Here is a 26,258-nt window from a genome sequence, read left to right as displayed (position 1 = left end):
ATATGCCTTTGAACTGAACATTTATTTTATATGTCCTCAATGGAGAAGCTACATGTCTACACAAAAAGTTTTTACACTAATAAAAGAAAACGATGTTAAATTTGTTGATTTACGTTTTACTGATACTAAAGGTAAGGAACAACACGTTACCATTCCTGTTAGTCAAATTGACGCAGATTTTTTTGAAGATGGTAAGATGTTTGATGGCTCTTCAATTGCAGGTTGGAAGGGGATTAACGAATCAGATATGGTGTTAATGCCAGATGCATCAAGTGCCGTGATTGACCCATTTTTTGAAGATGTGACATTGAATATTCGTTGTGACGTTTTAGAACCAGCAACATTACAAGGCTATGATCGTGACCCGCGCTCAATTGCTAAACGCGCTGAAGAGTTTTTAAAATCATCAGGCATTGCTGATACTGTTATTTTTGGACCAGAACCAGAATTCTTCCTATTTGATGATGTGCGTTTTGGAACGCCGATGTCAGGTAGTTTTGTTCATATTGATGATATTGAAGCTGCTTGGAACTCAGGTACTAAATACGAAGAAGGTAACAAAGGTCACCGTCCAGGTGTTAAAGGTGGTTACTTCCCGCTTCCTCCTGTTGATTCTTCACAAGATATTCGTTCTGAAATGTGTTTAATTATGGAGCAACTAGGTTTAGTTGTTGAAGCTCATCACCATGAAGTTGCAACTGCTGGTCAAAATGAGATTGCTTGCCGTTTCAATACATTAACTAAAAAAGCTGACGAAGTGCAAATCTATAAATATGTTGTACAAAATGTTGCACATGCTTATGGTAAAACCGCGACATTTATGCCAAAACCAATGTTTGGTGATAACGGTTCTGGTATGCACTGCCATCAATCACTTGCTAAAGATGGTGTGAACCTTTTTGCTGGTGATAAATATGCTGGCCTTTCTGAAATGGCTTTATTCTATATCGGTGGTATTATCAAACACGCTAAAGCAATTAATGCTTTTGCTAATCCAGCAACAAACTCTTATAAACGTTTAGTACCCGGTTATGAAGCACCCGTTATGCTTGCATATTCTGCTCGTAACCGTTCTGCATCAATTCGTATCCCTGTTGTTACTAGTCCTAAGGCTCGTCGTATCGAAGTTCGTTTCCCAGATCCAGCTGGTAATCCATACTTATCATTTGCTGCACAGTTAATGGCTGGTTTAGATGGTATTATCAATAAGATTCATCCGGGCGATGCGATGGATAAAAACTTATATGACTTACCACCAGAAGAGTCTAAATTAATTCCACAAGTTGCAGGTTCACTTGAAGAAGCGTTAAATGCTTTAGATGCGGATCGTGAATTCTTAACCCGTGGTAATGTGTTTACTAATGACACTATCGATGCTTATATCGATTTAAAACGCCAAGATGTTGATCGTGTACGTATGACTCCGCATCCGGTTGAATTTGAATTGTACTATAGCCTATAAGTCATTATTTTATTATTTGAAGTTTTAACCACCGCTATTTGGCGGTGGTATCTAATGAGAACGGAGTGCCTACGATGACATTTGATAATGAATCTGATGCGAATCTTGTTCTCGACTCTATGATAACCAATATTTTATTACTTGATAAAAAGCTCAATATTCTTTATGCCAATACTGCGGCACAACAATTACTAGCCCAAAGTTCTAAAAAAATATTAGAAAGTTGTCTTCCTGATTTGTTAGGGTATTTTTCGTTAGACCTTGATTTAATGCAAAATGCCTTAGATCAAAACCAAGGTTTTACCGATAGTGAAGTAAATTTAGTGATAAATAATGAACTACATATTTTATCATTGACGGCACAACTGCTTGCTAATGGCCATATTTTAATAGAAATGGCACCACTTAATAGCCATAAAAAACTAAGCCAAGAACAATTACAACAAGCTCAACAAAATGCAGCACGTGAGCTAGTCCGTGGACTTGCCCATGAAATTAAAAACCCATTAGGCGGGCTTCGAGGTGCAGCACAACTATTATCACGTGAACTGCCTAAAAATGAGTTGCAAGACTATACACAAATTATTATAGAACAAGCAGATAGATTAAGGAATCTTGTTGATAGGTTATTAGGTCCACAACAACGTTTACAACAAAAACAGCAGAATATTCACCAAGCCATTGAGCGAATTTATGCGCTTTTAAGTTTAGAAAAGCCGTCAAACGTAACGATTATACGTGATTATGATCCTAGTCTGCCTGAATTAGTACATGACTCTGAACAGATTGAACAGGTAGTTTTAAATATCATTCGTAATGCGATACAAGCGATTGGTTCGAAAACAGGCTCTATCATAATAAGAACGCGAACGGCATTTCAGGTTACTTTGCATGGTCAGCGTTACCGACTTTGTGCTCGCATCGATATTGAAGATAATGGACCTGGCGTTCCAGTGCATATTCAAGATACGTTGTTTTATCCGATGGTAAGTGGTTATGAAGGTGGTAATGGTATCGGTTTGTCGATTGCTCATAATATTATCGATCAGCACCATGGAAAAATTGAGTTTAATAGTTGGCCAGGCCACACAGAGTTTTCTATCTATCTGCCCATCAAACAATGAGGTTAATTGAAATGAATGTTTGGATTGTTGATGATGATAGTTCGATTAGATGGGTGTTAGAAAAAGCACTTACTAATGCTCATTTTAATTGCATCAGTTTTTCAAGTGGTCAAGAGGTGATTGATGCTTTAGTGAATCACCCACAAAAACCTGCCGTCATATTATCTGACATAAAAATGCCTGGAATTGATGGCTTATCTTTACTTAATTATATTAAAGAGCAAATGCCCAATTTGCCTGTGATTATTATGACGGCGCATTCCGATCTTGATGCCGCTGTTAATGCTTACCAAAAAGGTGCTTATGATTATATTCCTAAGCCTTTTGATGTTGATGAAGTTATTCAACTGGTGGAACGAGCTATTTTACAAACTCAAAGCAATAAACCGAGCAGTTCTTCTAGTAGTAAAGCTTCTACCGGTATTATCGGTGAAGCTCCATCAATGCAGGAAGTGTTTCGTATTATTGGGCGACTTTCAAAATCATCTATTAGTGTGCTGATTAATGGCGAATCAGGAACGGGTAAGGAGCTAGTAGCTAAAGCATTGCATACCCATAGTCCACGTTCTCAGTCACCTTTTATTGCACTGAATATGGCTGCCATTCCAAAAGATTTAATTGAATCTGAATTGTTTGGTCATGAAAAAGGCGCATTTACTGGTGCAGCCCAAATAAGGCATGGTCGTTTTGAGCAAGCCAACGGTGGTACGCTATTTTTAGATGAAATTGGCGATATGCCGTTAGATGTGCAGACGCGATTATTAAGAGTGCTTGCCGATGGTCAATTTTATCGAATCGGTGGTTATTCACCGGTTAAAGTTGATGTTCGTATTATTGCCGCAACCCATCAAGATCTTCAAGCGAGAGTAAGGGAAGGTAAGTTTAGAGAAGATTTATTCCATCGCTTAAATGTTATTCGTATTTTATTACCGCCATTACGAGATAGAGCACAAGATATTCCAAAACTGGCTGAACATTTTTTACGTACTACTGCCAAAGAGTTAGGCGTCGAAAGTAAAGTGCTGAGTCCTGAAGCGCTTAATTTATTATGTATGTTTAATTGGCCGGGCAATGTTAGGCAATTGGAAAATGTTTGTCGTTGGGTGACTGTAATGTCGTCAAATAATGAAATTTTTGTTCAAGATTTACCTCCAGAACTTTTACAGTTATCGGTGCCCGCTACATCTGTTAATTATGACGTTAATACCCATCCTCAGCCGTTAACAGATTGGAAAACGATGCTCGAACAGTGGGCTAAGCAAGCATTATTAGCGGGCCAAACAGGGATATTGACACAAACCGTTAGTGAAGTTGAACGGATTTTATTGAAATGCGCACTTAATTTTACTCGTGGTCACAAACAAGATGCTGCCAACCTTTTAGGTTGGGGACGAAATACGTTAACCAGAAAGCTTAAAGAATTATCCGAAGATTCCAATTATTAATTGACGTAGAATTGATCAATAATCAGCCTTTAATTTAATATTATTGGCTGATGTTTTTATAAGCTTATTAATTATTGATTTTTTTGTTTATCAAAGTTCATTGAACACTTATTTATTTTTAGTTACAATTCAGTCTAAATGATAATCATTCTATTTATCATTTACGCGCTTTTGAACTAAGCTAATAATTAGGAGTTACAATGTTTTCATCTATCAAATTTAAATTTTTAGTATTACTAACCGCTTTATTTGCTTTAGTTGGTTGTGATGATAAAAAAGAAGTACCTGCCGCTAATAAAGCTTCAATCGTTGTTGAACATGCTCAAGGTAAAACAGACGTTCCTGAAAATCCGAAAAAAGTGGTAGTGTTTAATGTAGCAACACTTGATATTATTGATGCATTAAATATTCCCGTTACAGCAGTTCCTCAATCTGATGTGCATTTTCCCGAGTTCTTATCTAAATATGCTGATAAAACTTATACCAATGTCGGTACATTATTTGAACCAAATTATGAAGTATTAAGTTCATTACAACCTGATGTGATTATTGCAGGTGGTCGGGCCAATGATGTATATAAAAAATTAAGTGATATTGCGCCGACAATTTCGCTTGATATTGATCCTAATAATTTTGTGGCTAGTTTGACGCAGCGTACTGAGCAGTTAGGTAATATTTTTGGTAAACAAGCAGAAGCTAAAAAACTAATTGCTGATTTTAATCAGAAAATTGATAGCTTAAAATCAAAAACTAGCACTGCTGGAACGGCTTTAGTGATTATGGTTAATGGCGGAAAAATGTCTGCTTATGGTCCTAAATCACGTTTTGGTTTTATTTTTGATGTATTAGGTTTTAAACCAGCAACAATATTCCAAGAAGCAGGACGTCATGGTAATGCAGTAACTTCTGAATTTGTATTAAGTGTTAATCCACAATGGATATTTGTGCTTGATAGAGATAACGCAATTGGTAATAAAGAAGCACAATCTGCACAACAGGTTTTAAATAACGAATTAATTCAAAAAACCGATGCATGGCAACAAAACCATATTGTTTATTTAGATTCTACTTCTATGTATATCTCTGGTGGTATTCAAACTTATAGTCGTTTGATGGATCAAATAAGTGATGTTTTACAAAAATCATCAGCAAATTAATATAAATCATGTCTAAAACGGTTTACTTTATTGCAGGTATTGTTTTTTTATTCGCAATGGCTGCATTAAGCCTTTTTATTGGTGCTGGGCATGTTACGTTAGCTGATTTATGGTCTGACAGTAATATGCGACAAATCTTTTTTGTTAGTCGAGTACCTAGAACAGTGGCATTATTATTAGCTGGCAGCGCGATGAGTGTTGCTGGTTTAATTATGCAACTCCTTACCCAAAATCGTTTTGTGGAACCGTCGTTAGTAGGTACAACTCAGTCGGCTAGTCTTGGTTTATTAGTGATGATGGTGCTTGTGCCTGGTGCAAGTGTGATGATGAAAATGGTGGTTGCCAGCTTATTTGCCATGGCGGGCACTATGTTATTTATGTTCATTTCTCGCAAGATTATTTATAAATCTGCCCTGATGGTGCCTCTTATTGGTATTATGCTTGGTGCGGTAATTAGTGCCATTTGTACTTTTTTTGCGATGTATTTTGACCTATTACAATCACTTGGTGGTTGGGAGTCAGGAGACTTTTCCGGAATCTTGCAAGGTCGTTATGAGTTATTATGGTTAGTTGGAGGTATTACTCTACTCGCTTGTTGGAGTGCAGATCGGTTCACTGTTGCCGGTTTAGGTAGAGACTTTTCGGTTAATGTTGGGCTTAATTATAATCGAGTCATGTTAATTGGTCTTGTTGTGATTGCTTTGATAGGTGGAATAGTCGTTGTGGTGGTTGGTGTATTGCCATTTTTAGGACTGATTGTTCCCAATATTGTCAGTTTATTATTTGGTGATAATGTTCGAAAAACGATTCCTTGGATCTGTTTATTAGGCAGTGGGCTTGTTTTGCTATGTGATATTATTGGACGCGTTATCCGTTATCCATTTGAAATACCAGCCAGTGTCATTCTTGGTGTAGTAGGGGCTATTATTTTTTTAGTATTGTTGAGTAAAAAACGTCATGCTAGTTAATCAAAAACGCCATATTTCTAGCCGAAAAACAGTATGGTTATTACTTGGTTTTGCCGTGCTTTGTGTTGTTTTTTTCATGACATTTAATTTAAAAGGCAACATCAGCTACATTTTGACACACCGGACTTGGATTGTATTAACAATGATTTTAGTCGCCTTTTCGGCGGCAACGTCAACATTACTATTCCAAACTGTTACGAACAATCGAATTTTAACACCTTCAATAATGGGGTTTGAATCACTGTTTGTGTTGATTCAAACAGTGGTAATATTTTTTATTGATGTACAAGGTATCCCTTATATTGGTATTGTCGGTAAATTTATCTTTGAGTCATTACTATTAATTTTATTTTCTCTATTTTTGTATCGAGGATTATTTAACAAACTTAAACAAAATCTTCATTTAGTTTTATTAATTGGGATTATTCTAGGAACGCTGTTCCGTAGTTTTTCCAATTTATTACAACGTCTAATGACGCCGACTGAATTTGCTGTATTACAAAGTCGAATTTTTGCAACTTTTACTCGAGCTGAACCCGTACTAATTGTCTTTTCATTAGTTATTTCCAGCATAATTGGTCTATTTTTATGGCGAATGCGTTTTCGGTTTGATGTACTAGCATTAGGTCGTGATAATGCGATTAATCTTGGTATCGATTATCAAAAAAGTGTCACCATTATTTTATTATTAGTTTCGGTACTAGTTTCAATATCGACCGCATTAGTTGGTCCATTTACGTTTTTAGGCTTACTTATTGCAAATTTAGCTTACAGTATTAGTGGTTCCAGCCAACATCGCTTTTTATTGCCAACCGCATTTTTATTAGGAATTATTTTCCTTGTTGGTGGGCAAATGTTTTTAGAGCATGTTTTAAACATGGTTGGTGCATTATCTATTGTAATTGAGTTTATTGGTGGTTCGCTGTTTATCTTCTTATTATTGAAAAAGGTTCCAATGTGATAGAAATTGATAATATTAGTAAAAAATATCAAACCATATCTGTATTAAAAAATGTTAATGCGACCATATCACAAGGTGGAGTGACAGCTATCATAGGTCCTAATGGTGCAGGTAAATCGACATTATTATCAATTATTAGCCGTCTATTACTGGCTGATGAAGGACAAGTAAAAATACAAAGTATGGACGTGGTTAATACGCCAAGTGACAAACTTGCCACCTACTTATCGGTATTGAGGCAAGAAAACCGTTTTACTAGCAGATTAACTGTTTTTGAATTAGTAGGATTTGGACGTTATCCTTATTCAAAAGGGCGATTAAATAAAGATGACTTAGCACATATCCATCGAGCACTGGAATTTTTAAATTTAACTGAGTATAAAGATCGGTTTTTAGATGAACTTTCTGGCGGGCAACGACAACGTGCTTATGTTGCTATGGTGCTTTGTCAAGATACTGAGTATGTTTTGCTTGATGAACCGCTAAACAATCTTGATATGAAACACGCAGTTTCGATGATGAAACAGTTACGCCGAGCGGCCGATGAGCTCGGTAAAACGATTGTTATTGTTATCCATGATATCAATTTTGCCTCAGTTTATTCTGATTATATTTTAGCCATGAAAGATGGCCAACTTGTTTATCAAGGTAGCCCAAAAGAAATTATGAATTCAACTATTTTAGAAGATATATTTGATACGCCAGTAAAAATAGAAACTATCCATAACCAAAGCATTGCTATTTATTATTAATAAAAGATTTTTTAACTAAAAGGGTTTAGATTCACACTAAATCCTTTTTTTCTTATAATTCGTTAAGTTTAAATAATAAGTTTTGTTTACATTTAATTTGTGTTCAGTTTAAATAACTGATGAATTTTTTTATTGAGATATATTCATGAAATTAGAACAAATTGCACTGTTAGCTGGCGTTTCAAGAACGACAGCCAGCTATGTAATAAATGGTAAAGCTAAACACTACCGAGTTAGTGATAAAACCATTGCTAAAGTGATGGCAGTAGTGAAAGAATATAATTACCAACCCAATGCTGTAGCTGCAGGTCTAAGAGCGGGGAAAACACGTACTATTGGTATCATCATTCCAGACTTTGAAAATATAAGTTATACCCGAATTGCAAGTTACTTAGAGCAGTTGTTAAGAAAAGAAGGCTATCAATTATTGCTTTCTTGTTCTGAAGATAATCCGGAAATTGAAAAAGAGTGTGTAAAACATTTAAAACAACGCCGTGTAGATGCTTTAGTCATTTCTTCATCGTTTGTTAATGATTCTGATTATGCGTTTTACAACGGTTGGCAAAATAGTGATACTCCTTTGTTTGCATTAGACAGAACACTCTCAACATCTGAATTTAGGAATGTTGTTGGATCTGACAAAGAAGATTCTAAAATGCTAGCTCAAGCTTTTAATCAATTTGTTGATGGAACAGTCGCTTATATTGGTGCATTACCTAACTTGTCTGTTAGCCAGCTACGAATGGAGGGTTTTAAGGAAGTTGCTCTAAATCATAGCAATAAAGTTGATTTTTTGTGTGCAAATAATTATAGTCGTCGCGATGCAGAGGTTACTTTTAGTCAATGGTTGGCAAATAATGATTTACCAAACGGCATTTTTTCCACTTCTTTTTCTTTATTACAAGGCACCATTGATGCAATTCTGAAAAAGTTTGGTCGTTTACCGGATAATCTAACAATTGCCACCTTTGGTGATAATGAATTACTCGATTTTTTACCGTGTAAATTGATTGCGTTATCTCAAGATCATAAATCAGTATCAAAAGTAACCATTGAATTATTATTAAATAGTTTGCATAAAAAGAACTATCAACCAGGAACAACAATCATACCGCGACGTTTAATTTATCGAGGTAGCCTGAGTCGAGAAAAATTGCTAAAAAGTCAAATTAAATCGTCATAGAGCTAAAAAGATTTACTCAAAAAGCTGATCTAGATCACATTTTAGGAATTAATAGATATAATTTATTTGATAATTAGGACGTTTATATTCATTATCGCTGAAACGATTCAATCATGATTCAATAACGATTATGGGATTGCTGAGTTGTTTTTAGTACATCCAATATTATAACCCAGAGGTATTTATTATATGTTTCATTTAGTTAAAGAAGATATCCATTTAAATGAACAAGCAGCCAACAAAAGTGAGGCAATTAAGAAGATTGCAGCCGCATTAACTAGCGCTGGTTATGTTGAAGAAGGCTACGTTGATGGTATGCTTGAACGTGAAAGTCAAGCTGCAACTTATTTAGGTATTGGTATTGCTATACCTCATGGCACACCTAAAACTCGCCACTTAGTTAAAAAGACAGGGGTTCAAGTTTTTTGTTTTCCTCAAGGCGTTGAGTGGGGTGATGATGGCGAAAAAGCTTATCTAGCTATTGGTATCGCTGCGAGTTCTGATGAGCATTTAGAATTACTTCGCCAATTAACTCATGTACTTGGTGCTGATGGGGTTGAAGAGCGAATCAAAAAAATCCAAACTGCCGATGAAGCTTTAGCTATTTTAACTGGCAAAGAAAGTGTAGAAGATAGTCAATTTGTAATTGATGAATCCTCATTATTATTGGATATACAAGCTGATAGCTTAACTACATTACAAGCTTTAAATGCTTCACGTTTAAAACAACACGATGCGGTTAATGTCAGCTTTATTACGAACGTACTTGATAATAAACCAAGTTATTTAGGTAATGGGGTATGGTTAAGTGACAGCCGCGAAGGCAATTTAAAAAATGCGATTGCTATTAGCCGTACGGTGAATGATCTTAATCAAGATGGCAAACCAGTTAAGCTTCTTATTACTATTTCAGCTGTTGATGATTCAGTTACAGCTATCGTGAATAACATTGCATCATTAGCTTATAACCAAAAATTAGCGTTATTAATTTCTGCAAAAAGTGATGATTTTAATAATCTACTCCTTTCAGGGGATCATTCTGTATCATCTGAAACATCAGAAAATGTAACACCTAATGATTCATCAAACAGTGGTGCTAATGGTGAAGAATTAAGCCGAGTATTTGTTATTCCAAATGAAAATGGCTTACACACTCGCCCATCATCAGTTCTTGTCAAATTAGTTAAAGAGTTCAATAGCAAAGTGACGGTAGCTAATCTAGATGGTAAAAATGAGCCAGTGAGTGCAACTAGTTTAATGAAAATTGTTGCGTTAGGTGCGAAAAAAGGTAGCCGTTTACAATTTACTGCTGTTGGTAATGATGCAGAACAAGTATTAGATGCAATCGGTAAAGCAATTGAAAGTGGTTTAGGAGAGGGTGCTTAATCATGACTTATCGTGTTGCAACGATCACTTTAAATCCTGCTTATGATTTATTAGGTTTTTGTCCAAAAGTTGAGCTTGGTGATGTTAACTTAGTTCAAACTAACGCTTTGCTTGCTGCGGGTAAAGGTATCAATGTTGCCAAAGTATTATCTGATCTTGGTATTAAATTAACCGTGGGTGGTTTTTTAGGTAAAGAGAATCGTGATGGTTTTAATTTACTTTTTAAATCTCTGAATGTTGATGATAAATTCCAGACCGTTGATGGTCGTACCCGAATTAACGTTAAACTCACTGAAGAAAATAGTGAAGTCACTGACCTAAATTTTTCAGGTTTCACGATTAACGATCAAGATTGGCAAACTTTCGTTTCCAATTCTTTAGAATGGTTGAAAGAGATAGATATGGTTGCCATTAGTGGTAGTTTACCTGCTGGAGTATCACTGGAAAAATTCACAGAATGGATGAAACAAGTTAAAGCAATTTGTCCTAAAGTGGTATTTGATAGTAGCCGTGATGCTTTAGTAGCAGGGCTTAAGGCCAACCCTTGGTTAATTAAACCAAATGATAAAGAACTGGAAATGTGGGTAGGCAGAAAACTATCCACATTATCAGAAATTAAAACAGCAGCCATGGAACTTATCGATGGTGGGGTAGAGAACGTAGTAATTTCACTGGGCAGCAAAGGTGCTTTGTGGGTGACTAAACGTGAAGCATGGTTAGCCAAACCACCTAAATGTAAAGTGGTTAGCACTGTTGGTGCTGGTGATTCAATGGTCGGTGGGTTAATGTATGGTTTATTAAATAATAAATCAATTAAAGACACTCTAGTATTTGCATCAAGTGTTGCCGCTTTATCTGTTGAACAAGCTGGTGTTGGTGTGTCAGACCGTCAAGCGGTTACCAACATGTCGGAAAAAATTGAAATAATCGCTGGATAGGAGTATTCATGAATATATACATTGTTGAAGGTAGCAATTCAGGCCCAGTTAATGGGCGATTAGCTAAAGCGGAATTAGCGTTAGCTGCTAATTCTTTAAATTTTAAAATTGTTGATAATGCAACATCAGCCGATACTATCATTTCGGTTGGTAGCGGTAATATTAGTGACGAATCAGTTATTGGCAAGAAAGTTTATGTTGTTAATGATATAAATGATGTTTTTGCTGATCCTAAAAAAATCTTAAATGATGCACAAAGTAAAGCAACTGTTTATGAACAATCGACTGGTGATACTAGCACTTCTGTGGCAAACAGTGGACAAAAACGTATTGTTGCGGTAACTGCTTGCCCAACAGGTGTTGCTCATACATTTATGGCAGCTGAAGCGATTGAAGAAGAAGCGAAAAAACGTGGTTGGTGGTGTAAAGTAGAAACTCGTGGTTCTGTTGGTGTTGGAAATGAATTAACACCAGAAGAGATTGCTTCTGCTGATGTAGTTATAGCTGCATGTGATATTGATGTTGATTTAAGCAAATTTGCTGGTAAAAAACTTTATCGTACCAAAACTGGCCCAGCTCTTAAAAAGACCGCTCAGGAATTAGATAAAGCATTTGAAGAAGCAACAATTTATCAACCGTCTGGTTCTACTTCTGTTGCAACATCAAGCAATGAAAAGAAAGGCTTTTATCAACATCTACTAACAGGTGTGTCTTACATGTTGCCAATGGTGGTTGCAGGTGGTTTGATCATTGCGCTTTCTTTTGCTTTTGGTCAGTTTCAAGAAGTATTAAAAACAGTTACTGTACTTGAAAATGGCGTAGAAGTTGTTAAACAAACTCTTGTAAATGAGCTTGTTGGTGAACCTCATTTAGCTCAAATAGGTGGTTTAGCCTTCTCGTTAATGGTTCCATTGCTTGCTGGTTATATTGCTTACTCAATTGCTGATAGACCAGGGCTTGCTCCTGGCCTAGTTGGTGGTTTACTTGCAGTTTCAACTGGTGCAGGATTCTTAGGTGGTATTATCATTGGTTATTTTGCAGGTTATGTCGCATTAGCTATTACAAAATACTTACCATTACCAAAAAGTATGGAAGCATTGAAACCAATATTAATTGTGCCTTTACTTGCAACTTTAATTACTGGTCTTGTTATGCAATTTGTTGTTGGTACGCCAATCGCATGGTTAATGAAAATTATTACTGTATGGCTAAATACCATGAATGGTGCTAATGCTGTTATGTTAGGTGCATTATTAGGCGGTATGATGTGTACTGATATGGGTGGACCAATTAATAAAGTTGCTTATGCTTTTGGTACTGGTATGATTTCTTCACAAGTTTATGCACCTATGGCTGCAGTTATGGCGGGGGGAATGGTTCCTCCATTAGCGATGGGATTAGCTACTTTAATCGCTCGTAAAAAATTTGCTAAAGCAGAACAAGAGAGTGGTAAAGCGTCTTTAGTTTTAGGCTTATGCTTTATCTCTGAAGGGGCAATTCCTTTTGCAGCGCGTGATCCGTTACGTGTTATCCCTTGTTGTATTGTTGGTGGTGCAATCACTGGTGGTATGGCATTGGCATTTGGTTCAACGTTAATGACGCCACATGGTGGTTTATTTGCATTAGCAATCCCTGGCGTAGTTAAACCTGTTGGTGGATATATATTATCAATCGTTGCAGGCTCTGTAATTGCAGGTGTTGCTTACGCATTGATTAAGAAACCTGAATCACAAACAGCAGCTATCGCATAATAATTATGCAACTAAAAACGCCATCAGTTGATGGCGTTTTTTTATATTAAATTATTTTTTTACCCAGCGTTGTAAGTTTTTTGGTATAAAGTTGTCCATTTTTTCTAACATTGAATCAGCAGTATCTGAGATAATTAATGTTTGATAAAAACTTTCTCGAATAAAACTTTCTTGTACTGCGTGCTTTAAGAAGTTCAATAAAGGTTGCCAAAATTGGCTATTAAATAGTGCGACGGGTTTTTCATGATAACCAATTTGCATCCCTGTCCAAACTTCAAAAAGCTCTTCTAACGTGCCCGTTCCCCCTGGCATTGCAATAAATCCATCGGCAAGCTCAGTTAGTCTTGCTTTACGTTGATGCATATTTTCAACAACTTCTAATCGAGTAATACCAAGGTGTGCAGTTTCGGCTTTGACTAATTTTTCTGGAATGATGCCAATAACCTCACCACCATGATCTAAAACGGAATTAGCAATTATGCCCATTAATCCTTTATTGCCTCCGCCATAGATTAATCGTCTATTTTGATTGGCAATAACCTTGCCTAATTGCATAGCCGCTGTACGATACTCTGGACGATTCCCTTCACTAGCACCACAAAAAACACAAATATTCTTTTTCATAAATTTTACTCTACTTGTTAATCTGTACTATTTTAGCATAGTATTCACGCTATTTGCTTACAAGCTGAGCAGTTAAACTTAATTAGTGTTTTATAGATTGACATAATCGTCATAGATAGTTAATATTCTGTCCGTCAAGTGTTCCTCCATAGTTCAGTCGGTAGAACGGCGGACTGTTAATCCGTATGTCACTGGTTCAAGTCCAGTTGGAGGAGCCAACTTTTCACTTTATCTCATATCTATACATCTCTATTTGTTTATAAATCAATAATGTCAAAATCAAATTGATGTAACACATCAGAAACAATTTGGTTAGGATTGGCTGAATAAGAATCTACTCGTTTGGGTTGATCTTTAGAGGATTTTATATTTTCTGTATGAAGGCTTTAGTTTTCCATTATAGGATGATTAAGTAATTATTTATATTTTTTAATTTATTGTTTACTTATCACCGTTCATAATTATGAGGGTGATAGGCAAAATAAAAAGCAGTTTAAAATACTATCATTACTTCATTTCATCAATTTCATTATCCACAAATTTTCGTTCGATAAGCTCACCGTCTTTATAGGTTTCTGTGTACAAAAGTTTGCCTTTTTTAGCAGAAGATAGATCAACAGATCCTTCTGGCATCTCTTGGTAATCTAATTTATAAAACTTCCAAATTCCAATCGGTAACCCTTTTTGGTAATTTGCTTCAAGATAAGTATAACCGAGAGGATAAGTATAATAACCATTCGGCTTCATCTCAATCCACAAACCTTCACGGGTATGATTTTCGACTAATCCTTGCTCTTCTTCATTTTGGAAAAATCCGTTTTGGTCGTAATATCGAATAAATTTGCCTTCAGGCGAAATTTGGAATTTTTCATAACGGATAAAATGCGTATCCTCTTCATCTTCTTCAAAATATTTAATATGAATAATATTGTTCTTATCTATAAAAAATAATTTTCTATAACCATTAATTACCCATGATAAAGAATAATAAACATTTAATTTATCGATAGTGTTAGTACTATCTGTTGTGATTAAATCCATTCTAGAATAATTATAAGGCTCGTATTCACTATTATAAACTGGCTTGTCTTCAAGTGTTGTATGAGAAGATGTTAATAGAAATAGATTTAGATTTTTATCATTAATATTTATTTTGCTTACTGGTGAAAGATAATTATCTTTTTTAATATTTTTATCAAAAAAATGTGATAGTTTATCATAGTAAAAATTACTCATTTCAGATTCATAAAATCTGTCTTTAAGAGTTGTTAATTGAGGGTTTAAATATAATTCTGGATATAAATAATCATTTGAATATTTACTCAAATAAAAAATTACTGAATCATAATTACGTTGTATCCTACTGTTATTCCTTTCAACTTTTTCTTGCCAAAATTGGGTTGTCCATTTCTTAGGAAAATGTGTTGATATCAGTTCTTCTTTACCAAAAGAAAGCTCGTTCGTATAGGGCAACTCACTATAAATATTTACTGAATAAGTATTATTCGGTATGGTGAAAAGCTCTTTTAACTCAGTCTCATATAAATCATCAAAATTGTAAATTTTCTTTGAAACAACTTTTCCATTCTTATATTGAGTTACGATTTTATAGTCTTTGCCTAATTCATCAGGATGATAATAGGTGGTTTCGATTAAATCGCCTTTTTCATCGTATGTTTTCCATAATCCTACAGGTATTGTGGTAGCATTATACATATCCATAAACCCTTCATATTGCTTAACGCCATTTTCAAAGTAAATAGTAGTGAGTTTGGGTAATTCTAAAGAGTCAGTAACTATTGTTTCTATAAGATTTATTTGTCCATTAGGATAATAAATAACATATAATACATCTCCTTTTTTAACTTCATCTCTTACATAACGGATGAATTTTAGTTTTCCATTTGGGTAAAATCCTTGAGAAGAAATGCCGTCTCGTTGATATGATGACATATAATACACAGATTCTAATTGACCGCCTTTAGTATAGTAAGTTTCTATATAATCCGCTGCTTTATTGCCATTGATATAATATTCATACCGTAGAAAACCCTCAGGAGTATTGGATTCTTTAATTCGTACTGAATTTGAAGGGGTAGCTTCGGAAATATTTTTTGCTTCAATGCGTTGAATACATGCCAAAATGCCAACAAAAAAAATAGATACTATTAGTAATTTTTTCATTTTATTCTTAAAAATGTTTATTAATGTTGATTACTAACCCTTGAGCAAGTTGCTCTGCTATTAAATCCATATTGTCGTAAATACTTTTTGCATCTTTAGGGGGGGTAATATAACCAAGCTCGATTAAAACTTTATCTTTCGTTTGATTTTTTCCCCAAAGAACTCCTACATTATTTCTAGCATCAGGGTGTTTCTTTCCTATATTGACAACAGTATAACAATTAAAAATATCATTAGCTAATTCTAGCCCTTTTTTATCTCCTTCATTACAGATAACATGAGCGCCGGAAGTAAAATTGGTTAAGCCATCCACATGAATTGAAATAAAATAATCCGCTTTGTTATTAGTAGCTATATCACAGTGAAAATAGATAGCTTCTTTATTATTGGCAACTTTAACAACGTTTTTACTATTTCCTTGATATAGGTAATGGAGCCGTCTACCGTGCATTCCATTTCTGTTTTTTCTTATCCATTGACTAAAAAGGAAATGGATTATTTGAATACAGGTTTTGGGGAGTATCGGTATTTTCAATTTCTCTGAGTCTGAGCACTAATTTACCTTTTCGGGGAGTATCGTAACATTTGGCAACAAAGATAAATTGTGTCACCCAAAGAGGCTTGATTTAATTTTAAATAGGTATATTCATTAGGTATATTCGGAGCATTTACTTTTTTTACAAAATAGACATTTGCTACATTAATATCAAAATCAGATTGAAGTAACAAATCATAGACAATTTGGTTAGGATTAGCTGACTAGGAATCGGTTTTAGGTTGTAATACCTTGTTGTCGGGTTGATTGGATTGTGATTGTTTATTGTCCGGCGAGGTTGCTCCTTTTCCCATTTTGGGTTGTAGACTTATTTTTTGTTTATGTATCTAACTTTTAATATTATTTATTTTTGATGTTGAAACATTTAGGATCATCAATTGAATTTATGATTAAATTAATTTCATTTCCTTTCTTTCTTGACATACTATATTTACAGATTTGAATAGTATTTCCTGATTGGATTTGTTCCATGGATATTAATTCTAATAAGTTGTTTTTATCCTTTTCAAAGATGAATTTATCAACCGTTAAATGTCTGGTTTCTTGTATAATTTCTAAGGTATATTCTTTTTTACTTACTTTTGTCAAAGTAAATGTTAGATCATTTCTATCACCATAGTTACTAATTAATAATTTATAGTTTTCTTTAAATTTTATATTTCCTTGTTCTATTTGAATTATAAAATGATCATAAGGTTGATCCGATACTAAATTTTTATGGAGTTTCCCTGCATTATCAAATTGAATATGAAAAATATTATTTTTAATAATATCAGCTTCGCTCTCATTTTGAATCTTTTGTTTACTATAAACATTTTTAACTTGTCCTTGACAAGAAAAAGTTAATATCATTATTAGAGTAAAAAAGATTCCTTTATTTTTTATTAATACACTCATTATATTTCATTATACCTTTTAATATTTCTGTAAACTTCTTTCTTCTTCTAAACCATTGGGGACTTTTACATTTCATTAATTGCTCATGATACCAATAAAATTTGTATGATTAATAGATAAATTAAATCAAAAATAATTATATTATACTAAGCGTGTTTAACATTGTCCTATTTTTCAAATTCACCGATTAAAATTCTTCCCCCTCGATCTTCAGGATCTGGTTTATCATGGAATGATGCACGTAAAATGATAAATTTATCTTTATAAAATCCGACAGGTCTAGAAGTAGCAAACATACCTTTTAACTCATACTTATTCCAAGTTTGTCCATAGTCATATGAATATCGAATTGACGGGTTAATAGATGATAAAAGTTTATAGTCGCATACAAAATTTTTATATCGGTAAAAGTTCACATTTTTTGAATCAAGTGTATATAACTCTTTTTCCTCTTCATTATAAAAAGTTGCAGACGTTTTTAACAGGTTAGCTTTACCCAAAATAAAAGTGTCATCTTGATATAGTAAGACATCATAGTTATTTTTGAAACTTTTGATGATTTGCTGGTTTTGGGTTTTAGGGTCATAACTAATGATCTGATTTTTTTGTAAAGTTAGAATGTTACCCTGTGCGGTTAAATAAAATGGCTGATTGTTTAAATCGTCTGGCAAGGGGTATTCTTCTTCTCGATTCAATAAATTAATCAGTTTTAAATTTCCTCGATTGGAATATATGACATATTTACCATTAAACTTTTTATAATTGATGTCATCGTCATATAAATATTCATCTATTTTAAGGAATTTTAAATTATTATTATCTAAAAGATATAGGGAAATTTTTTCACTGTTATCGGGTAATCTATTTTGAGCTTTTACTAAAGAATAATCATTGCCGGTCTTAATCGATATCATCTCTTGTTCGGGAAGCGATAACTCTTGATAACTTTTGCCCCGATCTTTCGATACATGTATTACTGCTTGATACCCTCTTTGGCTTGAATCAAAGGCATTAAGATCTTTATTTCCAATCAAAATAATGGTGTTTTCATTGGGGGCTATAAAATCTTCAAAACGAAAAGCAGACATCGGATCTAAGACAGTTGCTTGGTCGGTTAATTGGTATAATTGATTAAAATCGTATTTGGCTATCCATTTCATATTTCCTTGTTTATTGGGGTTACAGCTGAATAAAAAAAGGCTTAATAGAGTAGTGATAATCAATTTATTATTTAGGGATATCATCATAAAAAACACTCTAGTTACATATCCTTTGTTATCGGACTGGTGTTATTAAATTTCAAAAAAACTACCGCCATTAATAAGGATTAGTTTTGAATGATTATTCTTTTTAATTTACTCATTTATATCGGCTTGCTTACCACCGTTTATATTAATAAAGGTGATAAGTAAAATAACCAGTATATTTAATATACTATTGTTACTTCAATTCATCAATTTCTTTATCCACAAATTTGCGTTATAATTTTCATCAGGAAGTTAGTTGATTTTTTCAATAATCAATTTTTTATATTTATAATCAGTGCTATAAAAACCTTTTTCGTTCCATATAGTATTAGTTACTTTTATGTATAGGATATTGTCATTCCAAACCAAATCCCAAATAATCCATTTTTCTGTTTCGAAACGAAAATTATGCTTTATATGATTATTTTTAATCTTGTATAAGTCTATAATGGACTTTGATGCTTCATAATCATAATCTATGTAAAAGGTAGTAAAATACGTTTTTGCCTTATTTATATAGGGTATTCCTTGTAAAGTAATTGTATTATTTTTGTTATCCTGAATTTTAACCTCACTATCTTCATAATATGAAACTTTAATAATATCCTTATTCAAGGGTTTCCAATAACCATAATAGTCATAAATTTTCATGGATTCGTTATCGTTCAAATTATTTATATAGGTTTTATTGTTCACTTTTAGGTATGTTTCTGTTTTTATAAATCTTTTATCATTTTTTTCAATCATTGGGTCATAAATTTTTTTCATATGACTGAATTCTTGTGCGCTGCTTTTTTCTTCTATAAAGTTTATTGAAAACTTTTTTAGATTATTAGTTTCACTATTTGTTAATTCTATTTTCAATGGTTCGTGACAAACTCTGTTATTAGATAATGAATAAATACCTTGAATGTTACTATTTACACATCCTATAACTAAAAAGCTTAATATTGTTAAAATATATTTCATTGGTTTAGTCTTCTTTTTCAATTATCGGTTATACTTTCCAAATAAATTTTTCACCTCATTATTCTTTTGTTTTAATATTTATTCAATAGGTTTTACATCATTAATAGCCAGTAAATTATATCTAGCTCCGTTTGAATAAACCTTTAATAAAAACGCGGTATTTAGTGTTCGTATATTTGTTTTACTACAATATTTTGTAATTATTTCATGGTTAGTAACAGTTAAGTAAAGATTTGTATTATCTTGTTTAAAGTTAAATGCAGTGGGTTCTGTATTAGTCTTTTTATATTGATAATAAAGGATAAATTCGATTTTTTTAGATAAAAAACCATCCATTTTTTCTTCATCATATATATAGTTTCCTTTCCCACAATAATCAGATAATGTTGCTTCAAATTGCACATTCTCCACTTGTATAGAATCTATATTGTTAGGTATGGCATATATATTTGATAATGAGATTTTTTCACCATCTATTAAGGTAAGGGAATGACTAAGAATGAAGTTTTCATCTTTTGATTCTATATTTCTTTGAACTGGATTAGTGTTAGATACATTTCCTCCACTGCAATTAACGATAAAGGGAATGAGTAAACAGCGTGCTATTTTTTTCATTTTATTTTAGATTTCTTCATGTATTTAGTTATATTTTTCGGATTAAAAGGTAAATCTCTTTACTTGTTCCCATGAGGTTTTTTTATTTTTCAAACTCACCGATTAAAATTCGTCCCCCTCGATCTTCAGGATCTGGTTTATCATGGAATGATGCATGAAAAATGATGAATTTATCTTTATAAAATCCAATTGGATAAGAGGCTGAAAAAAAGCCTGTAAACTTTTGTTCAAACCAAGTTTGTCCATAGTCATAAGAATATCGGAAAATAGGATAAAGGGATGAAATAAGTTTATAGTCGCATACAAAATTTTTATAGCGATAATATCGGCTTCTATCCCCTTTTTCGAAAGTATATAAAAGCTCTTCTTTATTATTATAATAAGAACCTCCACCTTTAGACTTATTTTCATTGAATTTAGTAAAAAAATATTCACCATCCTTATAAGTCAGCACATCATAATTATTATGTAATTGCTGTATGACGGTTTTTGTATTATTTTTCGGGTCGTAGCGAAAGAGTTGTTTGGCATCTAGAATAAGTAATGTATCATCAGCAGTAACCCAAAAAGAACGGTTGTTTAATTCGTAGGGTAAAGGATACTGTTCCTCTCGATTCAATAAATTAACCAGTTTTAATGCCTTGTTATGGGAATACACGGCATATTTTCCATTAAAATTATAATAGGAGATATCAGCTTCAGAATCATATTCATCTATTTTAACGATTTTTAAACTGTTGTTATCTAAAAGATACATGGAATTTTTTTTACTGTTGTCTGGTAATCTACTTTGAGCTTTTATTAATGAATAATCATTGCTGGGATAAATCCATCTCATCTCTTGTTCGGGAAGCGATAACTCTTGATAACTTTTGCCCCGATCTTTCGATACATGTATTACTGCTTGATACCCTCTTTGGCTTGAATCAAAGGCATTAAGATCTTTATTTCCAATCAAAATAATGGTGTTTTCATTAGGGGCTATAAAATCTTCAAAACGAAAAGCAGACATCGGATCTAAGACAGTTGCTTGGTCGGTTAATTGGTATAATTGATTAAAATCGTATTTGGCTATCCATTTCATATTTCCTTGTTTATTGGGGTTACAGCTGAATAAAAAAAGGCTTAATAGAGTAGTGATAATCAATTTATTATTTAGGGATATCATCATAAAAAACACTCTAGTTACATATCTTTTGTTATCGGACTCTTGTTATTAAATTTCAAAAAAACTAACGCCATTATAATGATTAGTTTTGAATGATTATTCTTTTTAATTTACTCATTTATATCGGTTTACTTACCACCGTTCATAATTATGAGAGTGATAAGCATAATAATCCTTTGTTTACTACACAACCTTTAATTCAATTCATCAATTTGTTTATCCACAAATTTGCGTTCGACAAGCTCACCGTCTTTATAGGTTTCTGTGTACAAAAGTTTGCCTTTTTTAGCAGAAGAATAGGGAACATAATAGGGAATAGAGCCGTCTTTTAACTTATATTCTAATTTATAAAACTTGCCTTCACCCTGTATTAACCCATTTTTATATTCGGCTTCAAAATATGAAGTACCAATTAAATGGTTTACTTTCTTCTCAATCCATAAACCTTCGCGAGTATGGTTTTTAACTAAACCTTGCTCTTGATTATCTTTATAGTTACCATTTTTAGGATAGTAACGAATAAATTTGCCTTCGTCATTTAGTTGATATTGATAAAACGGTGTTTGTGTTATTCCGTCCTCAGTAAAGGAATAGTCTCGGGTGGAAATGATCAGGTTTTCATCTATATAAAAAATTTTACCATCTGTAAAACCCATTTCTCCTGAGCGATTATAATAAATTCTTCTAGAATCAACCTGTATTCCATTTTTTAAGGATAACAGATATATAGATAGATTTAGATAACTGTTAGATTCTGATTTTTGTATTGCTAATTTTAAGATTTTATCGCCTTTTTTGAGGTATTTGAATGAAATAATAAAAGGTATCGCTTCTTCTTTATATAAATTATATCTGCTAAAAACCTCATCAGAATCTGAATATTCTATTTTAAAAAGTTTAGGATTATAATTTACGGTTTCCTCACAACCAAGTAAGGAACAAAAGCTATCCCTACTTCCATATCTATGAACAAAATTATCGTACAACTCTGCAATTGAATCTTCGTTTTTTGCTTTATGGAGTATTGCCCGCTGCCCTAATGGTGGTGATATAAGTGCACCTGACAAATCTTTTGCTGTGTCGGGAGTGGCAGGTGTATAAGTTATTATCGGTTGCCCATACGAACAACCCAACCATAGAGTCAATGTAAGTAAAATAATTATTTTATGCATAGATATTAGGGATTTCTCGAAAGTTAGAAATAGATAAATGAATATTATATACGGTATGTATTTTATTTCTATTTAGTTAAACTAATTTAATCCGCATAATCACTCATTTTTATTCAGGAACAAAATCACTAATATTATTAAAGACGATATGATAACCATCACCCATGTTTAACGTTATTTTTTTATAGGTAAATTCAACAAACAGGCTTTGTAATGAGTGAACATCACGCTCTTTTTTTGATAAAAACTTTTTTGCATATTCAATATACTCAGGGCAACAATCCTTATATTTTTCTGGGTTATCGATTATTTCATTCTGATAGAACTGTTTTTGAACCAAATAAGACTCTTTTCGGATCTCATCAAAATATCTTTCATGGCAAATGGCTTCTAGCTGTGGTGTAGTTTTAATCGCTGTTGATAAAATAAATTTACCTTTATTGTTATGTAGCAGTATATCTTCTTCAAAAGAAAATGGTAAAAATACATTTCCCCTATCAATATCATCAATTAAGTTTTGAGAAACCGCATATTCTATTTCACCAGTTAATAGGAAATCTTGATCCTTGTTATCTATAAATTCTATTTGGAGATCATCTATACCCAGATACAGCTTTTTAATGATAAAAAGCGTCTTACCTTTTTGTACCAGTGAAAAGTCTTCTGGGTTTAATCCTTTTAATGCTAATTTTTTACTGCCTAACTGAATTAAAACAGGATCATGGTCTAACACAATGACTTTGCTAGAGTTTATGCTTGTTTTTTCCTCTTTATGCGCATAAGCACAAGAAGTCAAAAAGCTAATGAGTAAAAGTATAGCTATCGTCTTCATTATTTTCCTAATTAAATAGTAGTATGTATAAAATCTATATTAAATCCCCAATGTTCATGATCATAATGATTTTGAACACCAGAGTTTACACCGGAAAACTCTGCCAAACCTATCAGAACGCTTGTTCACACGCAGTAAGGCATAAAAAAATAGAACAAATACGAGAGGGCGATCTGTGATTGTATCAAAACCAAACCAGTGGCAAAATAAGCCTAAAAAAGTAACGTCATTATCCGCTAAGAGACAGACACTACCGTACAAATAGAGCTGGAAGGCGAAACCATTGAAACTACCGCCGAACACCCTTTTTACACCAAAGAAGGCTGGAAAGATGCCGCCGACCTCACCGAATAATACCACATACAAACCAAAAATAAAAAATGGTATCGTGTAAAAGGGTAAAACTATCTTTATACTAAGAAAGAAGTTTATAATTTTGAAGTTGCAGGCTGGCACACCTACTTTGTCGGCAAACTCGCTTGGCTGGTGCATAATGCACAGCCTTGTTTTTTCTACAAGGATAAGAGAATCCCAAACATGGTTTCAAAATATCATGAGAGGGAGAAGTTTTAATATGGTAATGAATAGTGCTTTGAGAGAATTACATGGAAAAAAAGTTACTATAATAGATGACATTTCTAAATTACTGGGATTATAAAATTTATAAAAATTAAACAATATGTATACATTAAAATTCTTAGAATACAATGACCTTATGAAAGAGGTTATGTCTGAAGAAGGCACTTTAGACAATATATTAACCCTTAGTCTTGAGAATAAACCCACAGCAGAAGACAAAAAACATCTCAATAATGCTGAGGATTGGGCTAAATATTCTTTTGATAATGATAAAGAATACTATGTTACTTTTTTTAAAGATGGTGAACCTATAGCATGCGTAAATAATTATTTTAGAAAGATAAGTGTAACTTTTTTAACTTATAATAATGGAGAACTATTTGTCTATCTTTATATGATTTATAATAAAGAAAAGGGGGCGTATAATAAAGACGTTGATGGTAGGATATTTTTACGCCAGTTTGAGTTATATGATGAAGATGCAGATAAAAGAATAACCAACAAAGTTCTTTTTAGAGATAATGGCATTATGAATGTTGAGACCATTACAGAAACAAAAAGGCCGGAATTTAGTATGAATTATGAAGAAAAAGAGACAAAAGTAAACTTATCCCATAACTGGATAAGAAAACCTCAGAATTACAAAGATTATGAATATTTATTAGATTATCAGAATATTTTAAAGCCCGAATATTTAGATTTACCATAATATTTATTGTTCATTTTTTTATATTTAATTATTCCATTCGAAATTGGCATACCTAATTTGTCGGCAAACTCGCTTGGCTGGTGCATAATGCGCAGCCTTGTTTTTCTACAATGATAATGGAATCCCAAACATGGTTTCAAAATATCATGAAAGGACGAAATTTTAATTTAGCAATGAATCTATTTACAAAAGGATTTGCTGATGATGCAGGAAAAGCATTTTATAAAGAACTATATGTAAAACTTGCAAAAGGAGGAACAAAAAGTGGAATAGGATATGTTGATAGTTTTGTTGAAGGAATTGGCATAATAGAAAGAAAAACTACAGACCTATCAAAAGTGGCTAAAAAGACAGCTGAATCTTATATTAGGGCCGCTGCTAAATATAAAAATGCAATAAGTAATGAAATAGGTAATCTTGGTGATAAAGTTTACCTCCATGTAGATAATATGAAGGGGTATCGGAGGATATTTTAAAATATGCATCTAATAAAGGTATAAGTATAATTGATGATATTTCAGTATTATTCAAAAAGTGATTAATGATGAGCAAATATAACTTTCAGTTTAAACAGTACAATTGGATAAAGAAGAGTTTAGATTCAGAAGAAAACACACTCAACAATATCAAAGAAAACTATTTAGATAATAATCTTAACAAAGATGAATTAGAGTTAATTAAAAATCCTAAAAAATGGGCTGAATATGCCTTTTCAAGCCTTAATCATCAACAATATTATGTGACAATCTTTGCCGGAGAAACTCCCTTAGCTTGCATAAACAATTCATTTTATGGAATAGACATTAGCTTTTTAGAATTTAATCACGAAGGAGAATTGGTAAAATACTTATGGATGGTATACAACAGATATAATATGGATTTATATTTTAAAACAAATAAATTAATAAATTGGGATGATAATAATTTATTTTTATCTCAAGTGGAAGTAACAAAAGAAGATATAAAAAATAAAATCCATAATAAAGCATTATTTAAGTATAGTAAAAAATTGCTAAAATGGACATCAGTTCTTAACAATAAACAAGATGGTACTTATAAACGAGAAGATAAAGAAACAAAAGTCAATTTGACTGGTAATTTTATTCGTTCACCTAAACATTATTTAGATTACGAATATTTGTTAGATTATCAAAACATTTTAAAACCTGGATATTTAAATTTACCATAATATTTTTTTGTGCATTCTTTTAGTCATAAAAAAACCAAACGTAATGCGGAAAAATTTTCACAGAAGTTTTAAAATGATCGGTGGTTTCATCCGTAATAGGAGAGCTGGGATGATTATTAACTCGGTATTTCATGTTTAATTGAATCTTTACTTCATAAATACATGTATCAAGCTAAAACTATTTACCTTTTGAGTTTAGCCATACATTTTTCCAGTATTATTATCATCTACAATTTTGATATTTTGATAAGACTTGTTCATTTTGATCAAATAAAATAAGAATATCTGCACTATCAATCACACTTAACTTATTGAAAATTAGCATGAATAATACAAGAAGTATGTTCATGGCTTTTTATTTAGGTTTAGAGGCAAAAAAGTATATTTTAT

The 26,258-nt window shown here is 32.8% G+C and carries 25 protein-coding genes and 1 tRNA gene; 15 read left to right on the top strand and 11 right to left on the bottom strand.

Features of this window, described 5'->3' with window-relative positions; all coding sequences use genetic code 11:
- Positions 1-52: 52 nt before the first annotated feature.
- The 11 genes from glnA (at position 53) to fruA (ending at position 13,127) form a co-directional block, all read left to right on the top strand.
- Positions 53-1,462 (top strand): glutamate--ammonia ligase, encoded by a 1,410-nt coding sequence (gene glnA / locus A9G08_RS10825; protein WP_065563711.1) that lies wholly within the window; start codon positions 53-55, stop codon positions 1,460-1,462.
- A gap of 74 nt (positions 1,463-1,536) precedes the next feature.
- Positions 1,537-2,586: a nitrogen regulation protein NR(II) gene (glnL, locus tag A9G08_RS10820; protein ID WP_065563710.1), complete on the top strand. Its 1,050-nt coding sequence runs from the start codon at positions 1,537-1,539 to the stop codon at positions 2,584-2,586.
- A gap of 11 nt (positions 2,587-2,597) precedes the next feature.
- Positions 2,598-4,031, top strand: a complete 1,434-nt coding sequence (gene glnG / locus A9G08_RS10815) for a nitrogen regulation protein NR(I) (protein WP_218058480.1) — start codon at positions 2,598-2,600, stop codon at positions 4,029-4,031.
- Between the two features lie 200 nt (positions 4,032-4,231).
- Positions 4,232-5,188: a siderophore ABC transporter substrate-binding protein gene (locus A9G08_RS10810; RefSeq protein ID WP_065563708.1), complete on the top strand. Its 957-nt coding sequence runs from the start codon at positions 4,232-4,234 to the stop codon at positions 5,186-5,188.
- A gap of 8 nt (positions 5,189-5,196) precedes the next feature.
- Entirely contained in the window at positions 5,197-6,156 is a 960-nt protein-coding gene (locus tag A9G08_RS10805) for an ABC transporter permease (RefSeq protein ID WP_065563707.1), read from the top strand.
- The gene (locus A9G08_RS10800; RefSeq protein WP_065563706.1) at positions 6,146-7,117 is read left to right on the top strand and encodes an iron chelate uptake ABC transporter family permease subunit; all 972 of its coding nucleotides are present in this window, start codon (positions 6,146-6,148) and stop codon (positions 7,115-7,117) included. The genes A9G08_RS10805 and A9G08_RS10800 overlap by 11 nt, the downstream gene beginning before the upstream one ends.
- On the top strand, positions 7,114-7,869 hold the full coding sequence (locus A9G08_RS10795) for an iron ABC transporter ATP-binding protein (RefSeq protein WP_065563705.1): 756 nt from the start codon (positions 7,114-7,116) through the stop codon (positions 7,867-7,869). Before A9G08_RS10800 ends, A9G08_RS10795 begins: the two co-directional genes overlap by 4 nt.
- Before the next feature lie 145 nt (positions 7,870-8,014).
- The gene (cra, locus tag A9G08_RS10790; RefSeq protein ID WP_065563704.1) at positions 8,015-9,052 is read left to right on the top strand and encodes a catabolite repressor/activator; all 1,038 of its coding nucleotides are present in this window, start codon (positions 8,015-8,017) and stop codon (positions 9,050-9,052) included.
- 189 nt (positions 9,053-9,241) lie between these two features.
- Complete coding sequence (gene fruB / locus A9G08_RS10785; protein WP_065563703.1) at positions 9,242-10,438, top strand: fused PTS fructose transporter subunit IIA/HPr protein; 1,197 nt, start codon at positions 9,242-9,244, stop codon at positions 10,436-10,438.
- Positions 10,439-10,440: 2 nt separating this feature from the next.
- Positions 10,441-11,376 (top strand): 1-phosphofructokinase, encoded by a 936-nt coding sequence (fruK, locus tag A9G08_RS10780; protein ID WP_065563702.1) that lies wholly within the window; start codon positions 10,441-10,443, stop codon positions 11,374-11,376.
- A gap of 8 nt (positions 11,377-11,384) precedes the next feature.
- Positions 11,385-13,127 (top strand): PTS fructose transporter subunit IIBC, encoded by a 1,743-nt coding sequence (fruA, locus tag A9G08_RS10775; RefSeq protein ID WP_065563701.1) that lies wholly within the window; start codon positions 11,385-11,387, stop codon positions 13,125-13,127.
- Between the two features lie 51 nt (positions 13,128-13,178).
- Here the strand turns inward: fruA and A9G08_RS10770 are convergent, their stop codons facing one another.
- Entirely contained in the window at positions 13,179-13,751 is a 573-nt protein-coding gene (locus A9G08_RS10770) for a TIGR00730 family Rossman fold protein (RefSeq protein WP_065563700.1), read from the bottom strand.
- Between the two features lie 142 nt (positions 13,752-13,893).
- Between A9G08_RS10770 and A9G08_RS10765 the strand changes: the two genes are divergently transcribed.
- Positions 13,894-13,969: transfer RNA gene (locus tag A9G08_RS10765), tRNA-Asn, on the top strand.
- 289 nt (positions 13,970-14,258) lie between these two features.
- On the opposite strand, the gene A9G08_RS10760 is transcribed toward A9G08_RS10765, so the two are convergent.
- From A9G08_RS10760 to A9G08_RS10715, 10 genes are all read right to left on the bottom strand, one after another.
- Positions 14,259-15,935 carry a toxin-antitoxin system YwqK family antitoxin gene (locus tag A9G08_RS10760; RefSeq protein WP_065563699.1) on the bottom strand — a complete coding sequence of 559 codons (1,677 nt, stop codon included), beginning with the start codon at positions 15,933-15,935 and terminating at the stop codon, positions 14,259-14,261.
- Positions 15,936-15,942: 7 nt separating this feature from the next.
- Complete coding sequence (locus A9G08_RS10755; RefSeq protein WP_141673975.1) at positions 15,943-16,470, bottom strand: N-acetylmuramoyl-L-alanine amidase; 528 nt, start codon at positions 16,468-16,470, stop codon at positions 15,943-15,945.
- A 360-nt stretch (positions 16,471-16,830) separates the two neighbouring features.
- The gene (locus tag A9G08_RS10750) at positions 16,831-17,388 is read right to left on the bottom strand and encodes a hypothetical protein (RefSeq protein WP_065563697.1); all 558 of its coding nucleotides are present in this window, start codon (positions 17,386-17,388) and stop codon (positions 16,831-16,833) included.
- A gap of 167 nt (positions 17,389-17,555) precedes the next feature.
- The gene (locus A9G08_RS10745) at positions 17,556-18,548 is read right to left on the bottom strand and encodes a hypothetical protein (RefSeq protein WP_065563696.1); all 993 of its coding nucleotides are present in this window, start codon (positions 18,546-18,548) and stop codon (positions 17,556-17,558) included.
- Positions 18,549-18,887: 339 nt separating this feature from the next.
- Positions 18,888-19,604, bottom strand: a complete 717-nt coding sequence (locus A9G08_RS10740) for a hypothetical protein (protein ID WP_141673974.1) — start codon at positions 19,602-19,604, stop codon at positions 18,888-18,890.
- A 78-nt stretch (positions 19,605-19,682) separates the two neighbouring features.
- Entirely contained in the window at positions 19,683-20,219 is a 537-nt protein-coding gene (locus A9G08_RS10735) for a hypothetical protein (protein ID WP_065563694.1), read from the bottom strand.
- 82 nt (positions 20,220-20,301) lie between these two features.
- Complete coding sequence (locus A9G08_RS10730) at positions 20,302-21,303, bottom strand: hypothetical protein (RefSeq protein ID WP_065563693.1); 1,002 nt, start codon at positions 21,301-21,303, stop codon at positions 20,302-20,304.
- Between the two features lie 278 nt (positions 21,304-21,581).
- On the bottom strand, positions 21,582-22,559 hold the full coding sequence (locus tag A9G08_RS10725) for a hypothetical protein (protein ID WP_065563692.1): 978 nt from the start codon (positions 22,557-22,559) through the stop codon (positions 21,582-21,584).
- A gap of 109 nt (positions 22,560-22,668) precedes the next feature.
- Positions 22,669-23,391: a hypothetical protein gene (locus tag A9G08_RS10720; RefSeq protein ID WP_065563691.1), complete on the bottom strand. Its 723-nt coding sequence runs from the start codon at positions 23,389-23,391 to the stop codon at positions 22,669-22,671.
- A 60-nt stretch (positions 23,392-23,451) separates the two neighbouring features.
- Positions 23,452-23,883, bottom strand: coding sequence for a hypothetical protein (locus tag A9G08_RS10715; protein ID WP_065563690.1), 432 nt, complete (start codon positions 23,881-23,883; stop codon positions 23,452-23,454).
- Positions 23,884-24,118: 235 nt separating this feature from the next.
- On the opposite strand from A9G08_RS10715, the gene A9G08_RS10710 reads away from it, so the two are divergent.
- The 3 genes from A9G08_RS10710 to A9G08_RS10700 all read left to right on the top strand — a co-directional run bounded on the left by A9G08_RS10710 (position 24,119) and on the right by A9G08_RS10700 (position 25,868).
- On the top strand, positions 24,119-24,679 hold the full coding sequence (locus A9G08_RS10710) for a hypothetical protein (RefSeq protein WP_065563689.1): 561 nt from the start codon (positions 24,119-24,121) through the stop codon (positions 24,677-24,679).
- 116 nt (positions 24,680-24,795) lie between these two features.
- Positions 24,796-25,155 (top strand): hypothetical protein, encoded by a 360-nt coding sequence (locus A9G08_RS10705; protein ID WP_176701548.1) that lies wholly within the window; start codon positions 24,796-24,798, stop codon positions 25,153-25,155.
- Positions 25,156-25,220: 65 nt separating this feature from the next.
- Positions 25,221-25,868, top strand: coding sequence for a hypothetical protein (locus A9G08_RS10700; RefSeq protein WP_141673972.1), 648 nt, complete (start codon positions 25,221-25,223; stop codon positions 25,866-25,868).
- The last annotated feature ends 390 nt before the right edge of the window (positions 25,869-26,258 follow it).

Origin of the sequence: Gilliamella sp. wkB195, assembly GCF_001690445.1 — a bacterium.
Classification (GTDB): domain Bacteria; phylum Pseudomonadota; class Gammaproteobacteria; order Enterobacterales; family Orbaceae; genus Gilliamella; species Gilliamella apicola_E.
The sequence above is the reverse complement of the archived record's forward strand: the minus strand, read 5'-3'. Positions and strand labels throughout refer to the sequence as shown.

Excerpts from the sequence above, each read along its gene's own strand:
- A9G08_RS10745 (WP_065563696.1), bottom strand. The coding sequence starts at position 18,548 with ATGAAATGGATAGCCAAATACGATTTTAATCAATTATACCAATTAACC.
- A9G08_RS10725 (WP_065563692.1), bottom strand. The coding sequence starts at position 22,559 with ATGCATAAAATAATTATTTTACTTACATTGACTCTATGGTTGGGTTGT.
- A9G08_RS10705 (WP_176701548.1), top strand. The coding sequence starts at position 24,796 with ATGGAATCCCAAACATGGTTTCAAAATATCATGAAAGGACGAAATTTT.
- glnG (WP_218058480.1), top strand. The coding sequence starts at position 2,598 with ATGAATGTTTGGATTGTTGATGATGATAGTTCGATTAGATGGGTGTTA.
- cra (WP_065563704.1), top strand. The coding sequence starts at position 8,015 with ATGAAATTAGAACAAATTGCACTGTTAGCTGGCGTTTCAAGAACGACA.
- A9G08_RS10805 (WP_065563707.1), top strand. The coding sequence starts at position 5,197 with ATGTCTAAAACGGTTTACTTTATTGCAGGTATTGTTTTTTTATTCGCA.
- A9G08_RS10770 (WP_065563700.1), bottom strand. The coding sequence starts at position 13,751 with ATGAAAAAGAATATTTGTGTTTTTTGTGGTGCTAGTGAAGGGAATCGT.
- fruB (WP_065563703.1), top strand. The coding sequence starts at position 9,242 with ATGTTTCATTTAGTTAAAGAAGATATCCATTTAAATGAACAAGCAGCC.
- fruK (WP_065563702.1), top strand. The coding sequence starts at position 10,441 with ATGACTTATCGTGTTGCAACGATCACTTTAAATCCTGCTTATGATTTA.
- glnL (WP_065563710.1), top strand. The coding sequence starts at position 1,537 with ATGACATTTGATAATGAATCTGATGCGAATCTTGTTCTCGACTCTATG.
- A9G08_RS10735 (WP_065563694.1), bottom strand. The coding sequence starts at position 20,219 with ATGAAAAAAATAGCACGCTGTTTACTCATTCCCTTTATCGTTAATTGC.
- A9G08_RS10740 (WP_141673974.1), bottom strand. The coding sequence starts at position 19,604 with ATGAAATATATTTTAACAATATTAAGCTTTTTAGTTATAGGATGTGTA.
- A9G08_RS10750 (WP_065563697.1), bottom strand. The coding sequence starts at position 17,388 with ATGAGTGTATTAATAAAAAATAAAGGAATCTTTTTTACTCTAATAATG.
- A9G08_RS10730 (WP_065563693.1), bottom strand. The coding sequence starts at position 21,303 with ATGAAATGGATAGCCAAATACGATTTTAATCAATTATACCAATTAACC.
- A9G08_RS10800 (WP_065563706.1), top strand. The coding sequence starts at position 6,146 with ATGCTAGTTAATCAAAAACGCCATATTTCTAGCCGAAAAACAGTATGG.
- A9G08_RS10700 (WP_141673972.1), top strand. The coding sequence starts at position 25,221 with ATGATGAGCAAATATAACTTTCAGTTTAAACAGTACAATTGGATAAAG.
- A9G08_RS10810 (WP_065563708.1), top strand. The coding sequence starts at position 4,232 with ATGTTTTCATCTATCAAATTTAAATTTTTAGTATTACTAACCGCTTTA.
- A9G08_RS10760 (WP_065563699.1), bottom strand. The coding sequence starts at position 15,935 with ATGAAAAAATTACTAATAGTATCTATTTTTTTTGTTGGCATTTTGGCA.
- fruA (WP_065563701.1), top strand. The coding sequence starts at position 11,385 with ATGAATATATACATTGTTGAAGGTAGCAATTCAGGCCCAGTTAATGGG.
- A9G08_RS10720 (WP_065563691.1), bottom strand. The coding sequence starts at position 23,391 with ATGAAGACGATAGCTATACTTTTACTCATTAGCTTTTTGACTTCTTGT.
- A9G08_RS10710 (WP_065563689.1), top strand. The coding sequence starts at position 24,119 with ATGTCTGAAGAAGGCACTTTAGACAATATATTAACCCTTAGTCTTGAG.
- A9G08_RS10715 (WP_065563690.1), bottom strand. The coding sequence starts at position 23,883 with ATGCACCAGCCAAGCGAGTTTGCCGACAAAGTAGGTGTGCCAGCCTGC.
- glnA (WP_065563711.1), top strand. The coding sequence starts at position 53 with ATGTCTACACAAAAAGTTTTTACACTAATAAAAGAAAACGATGTTAAA.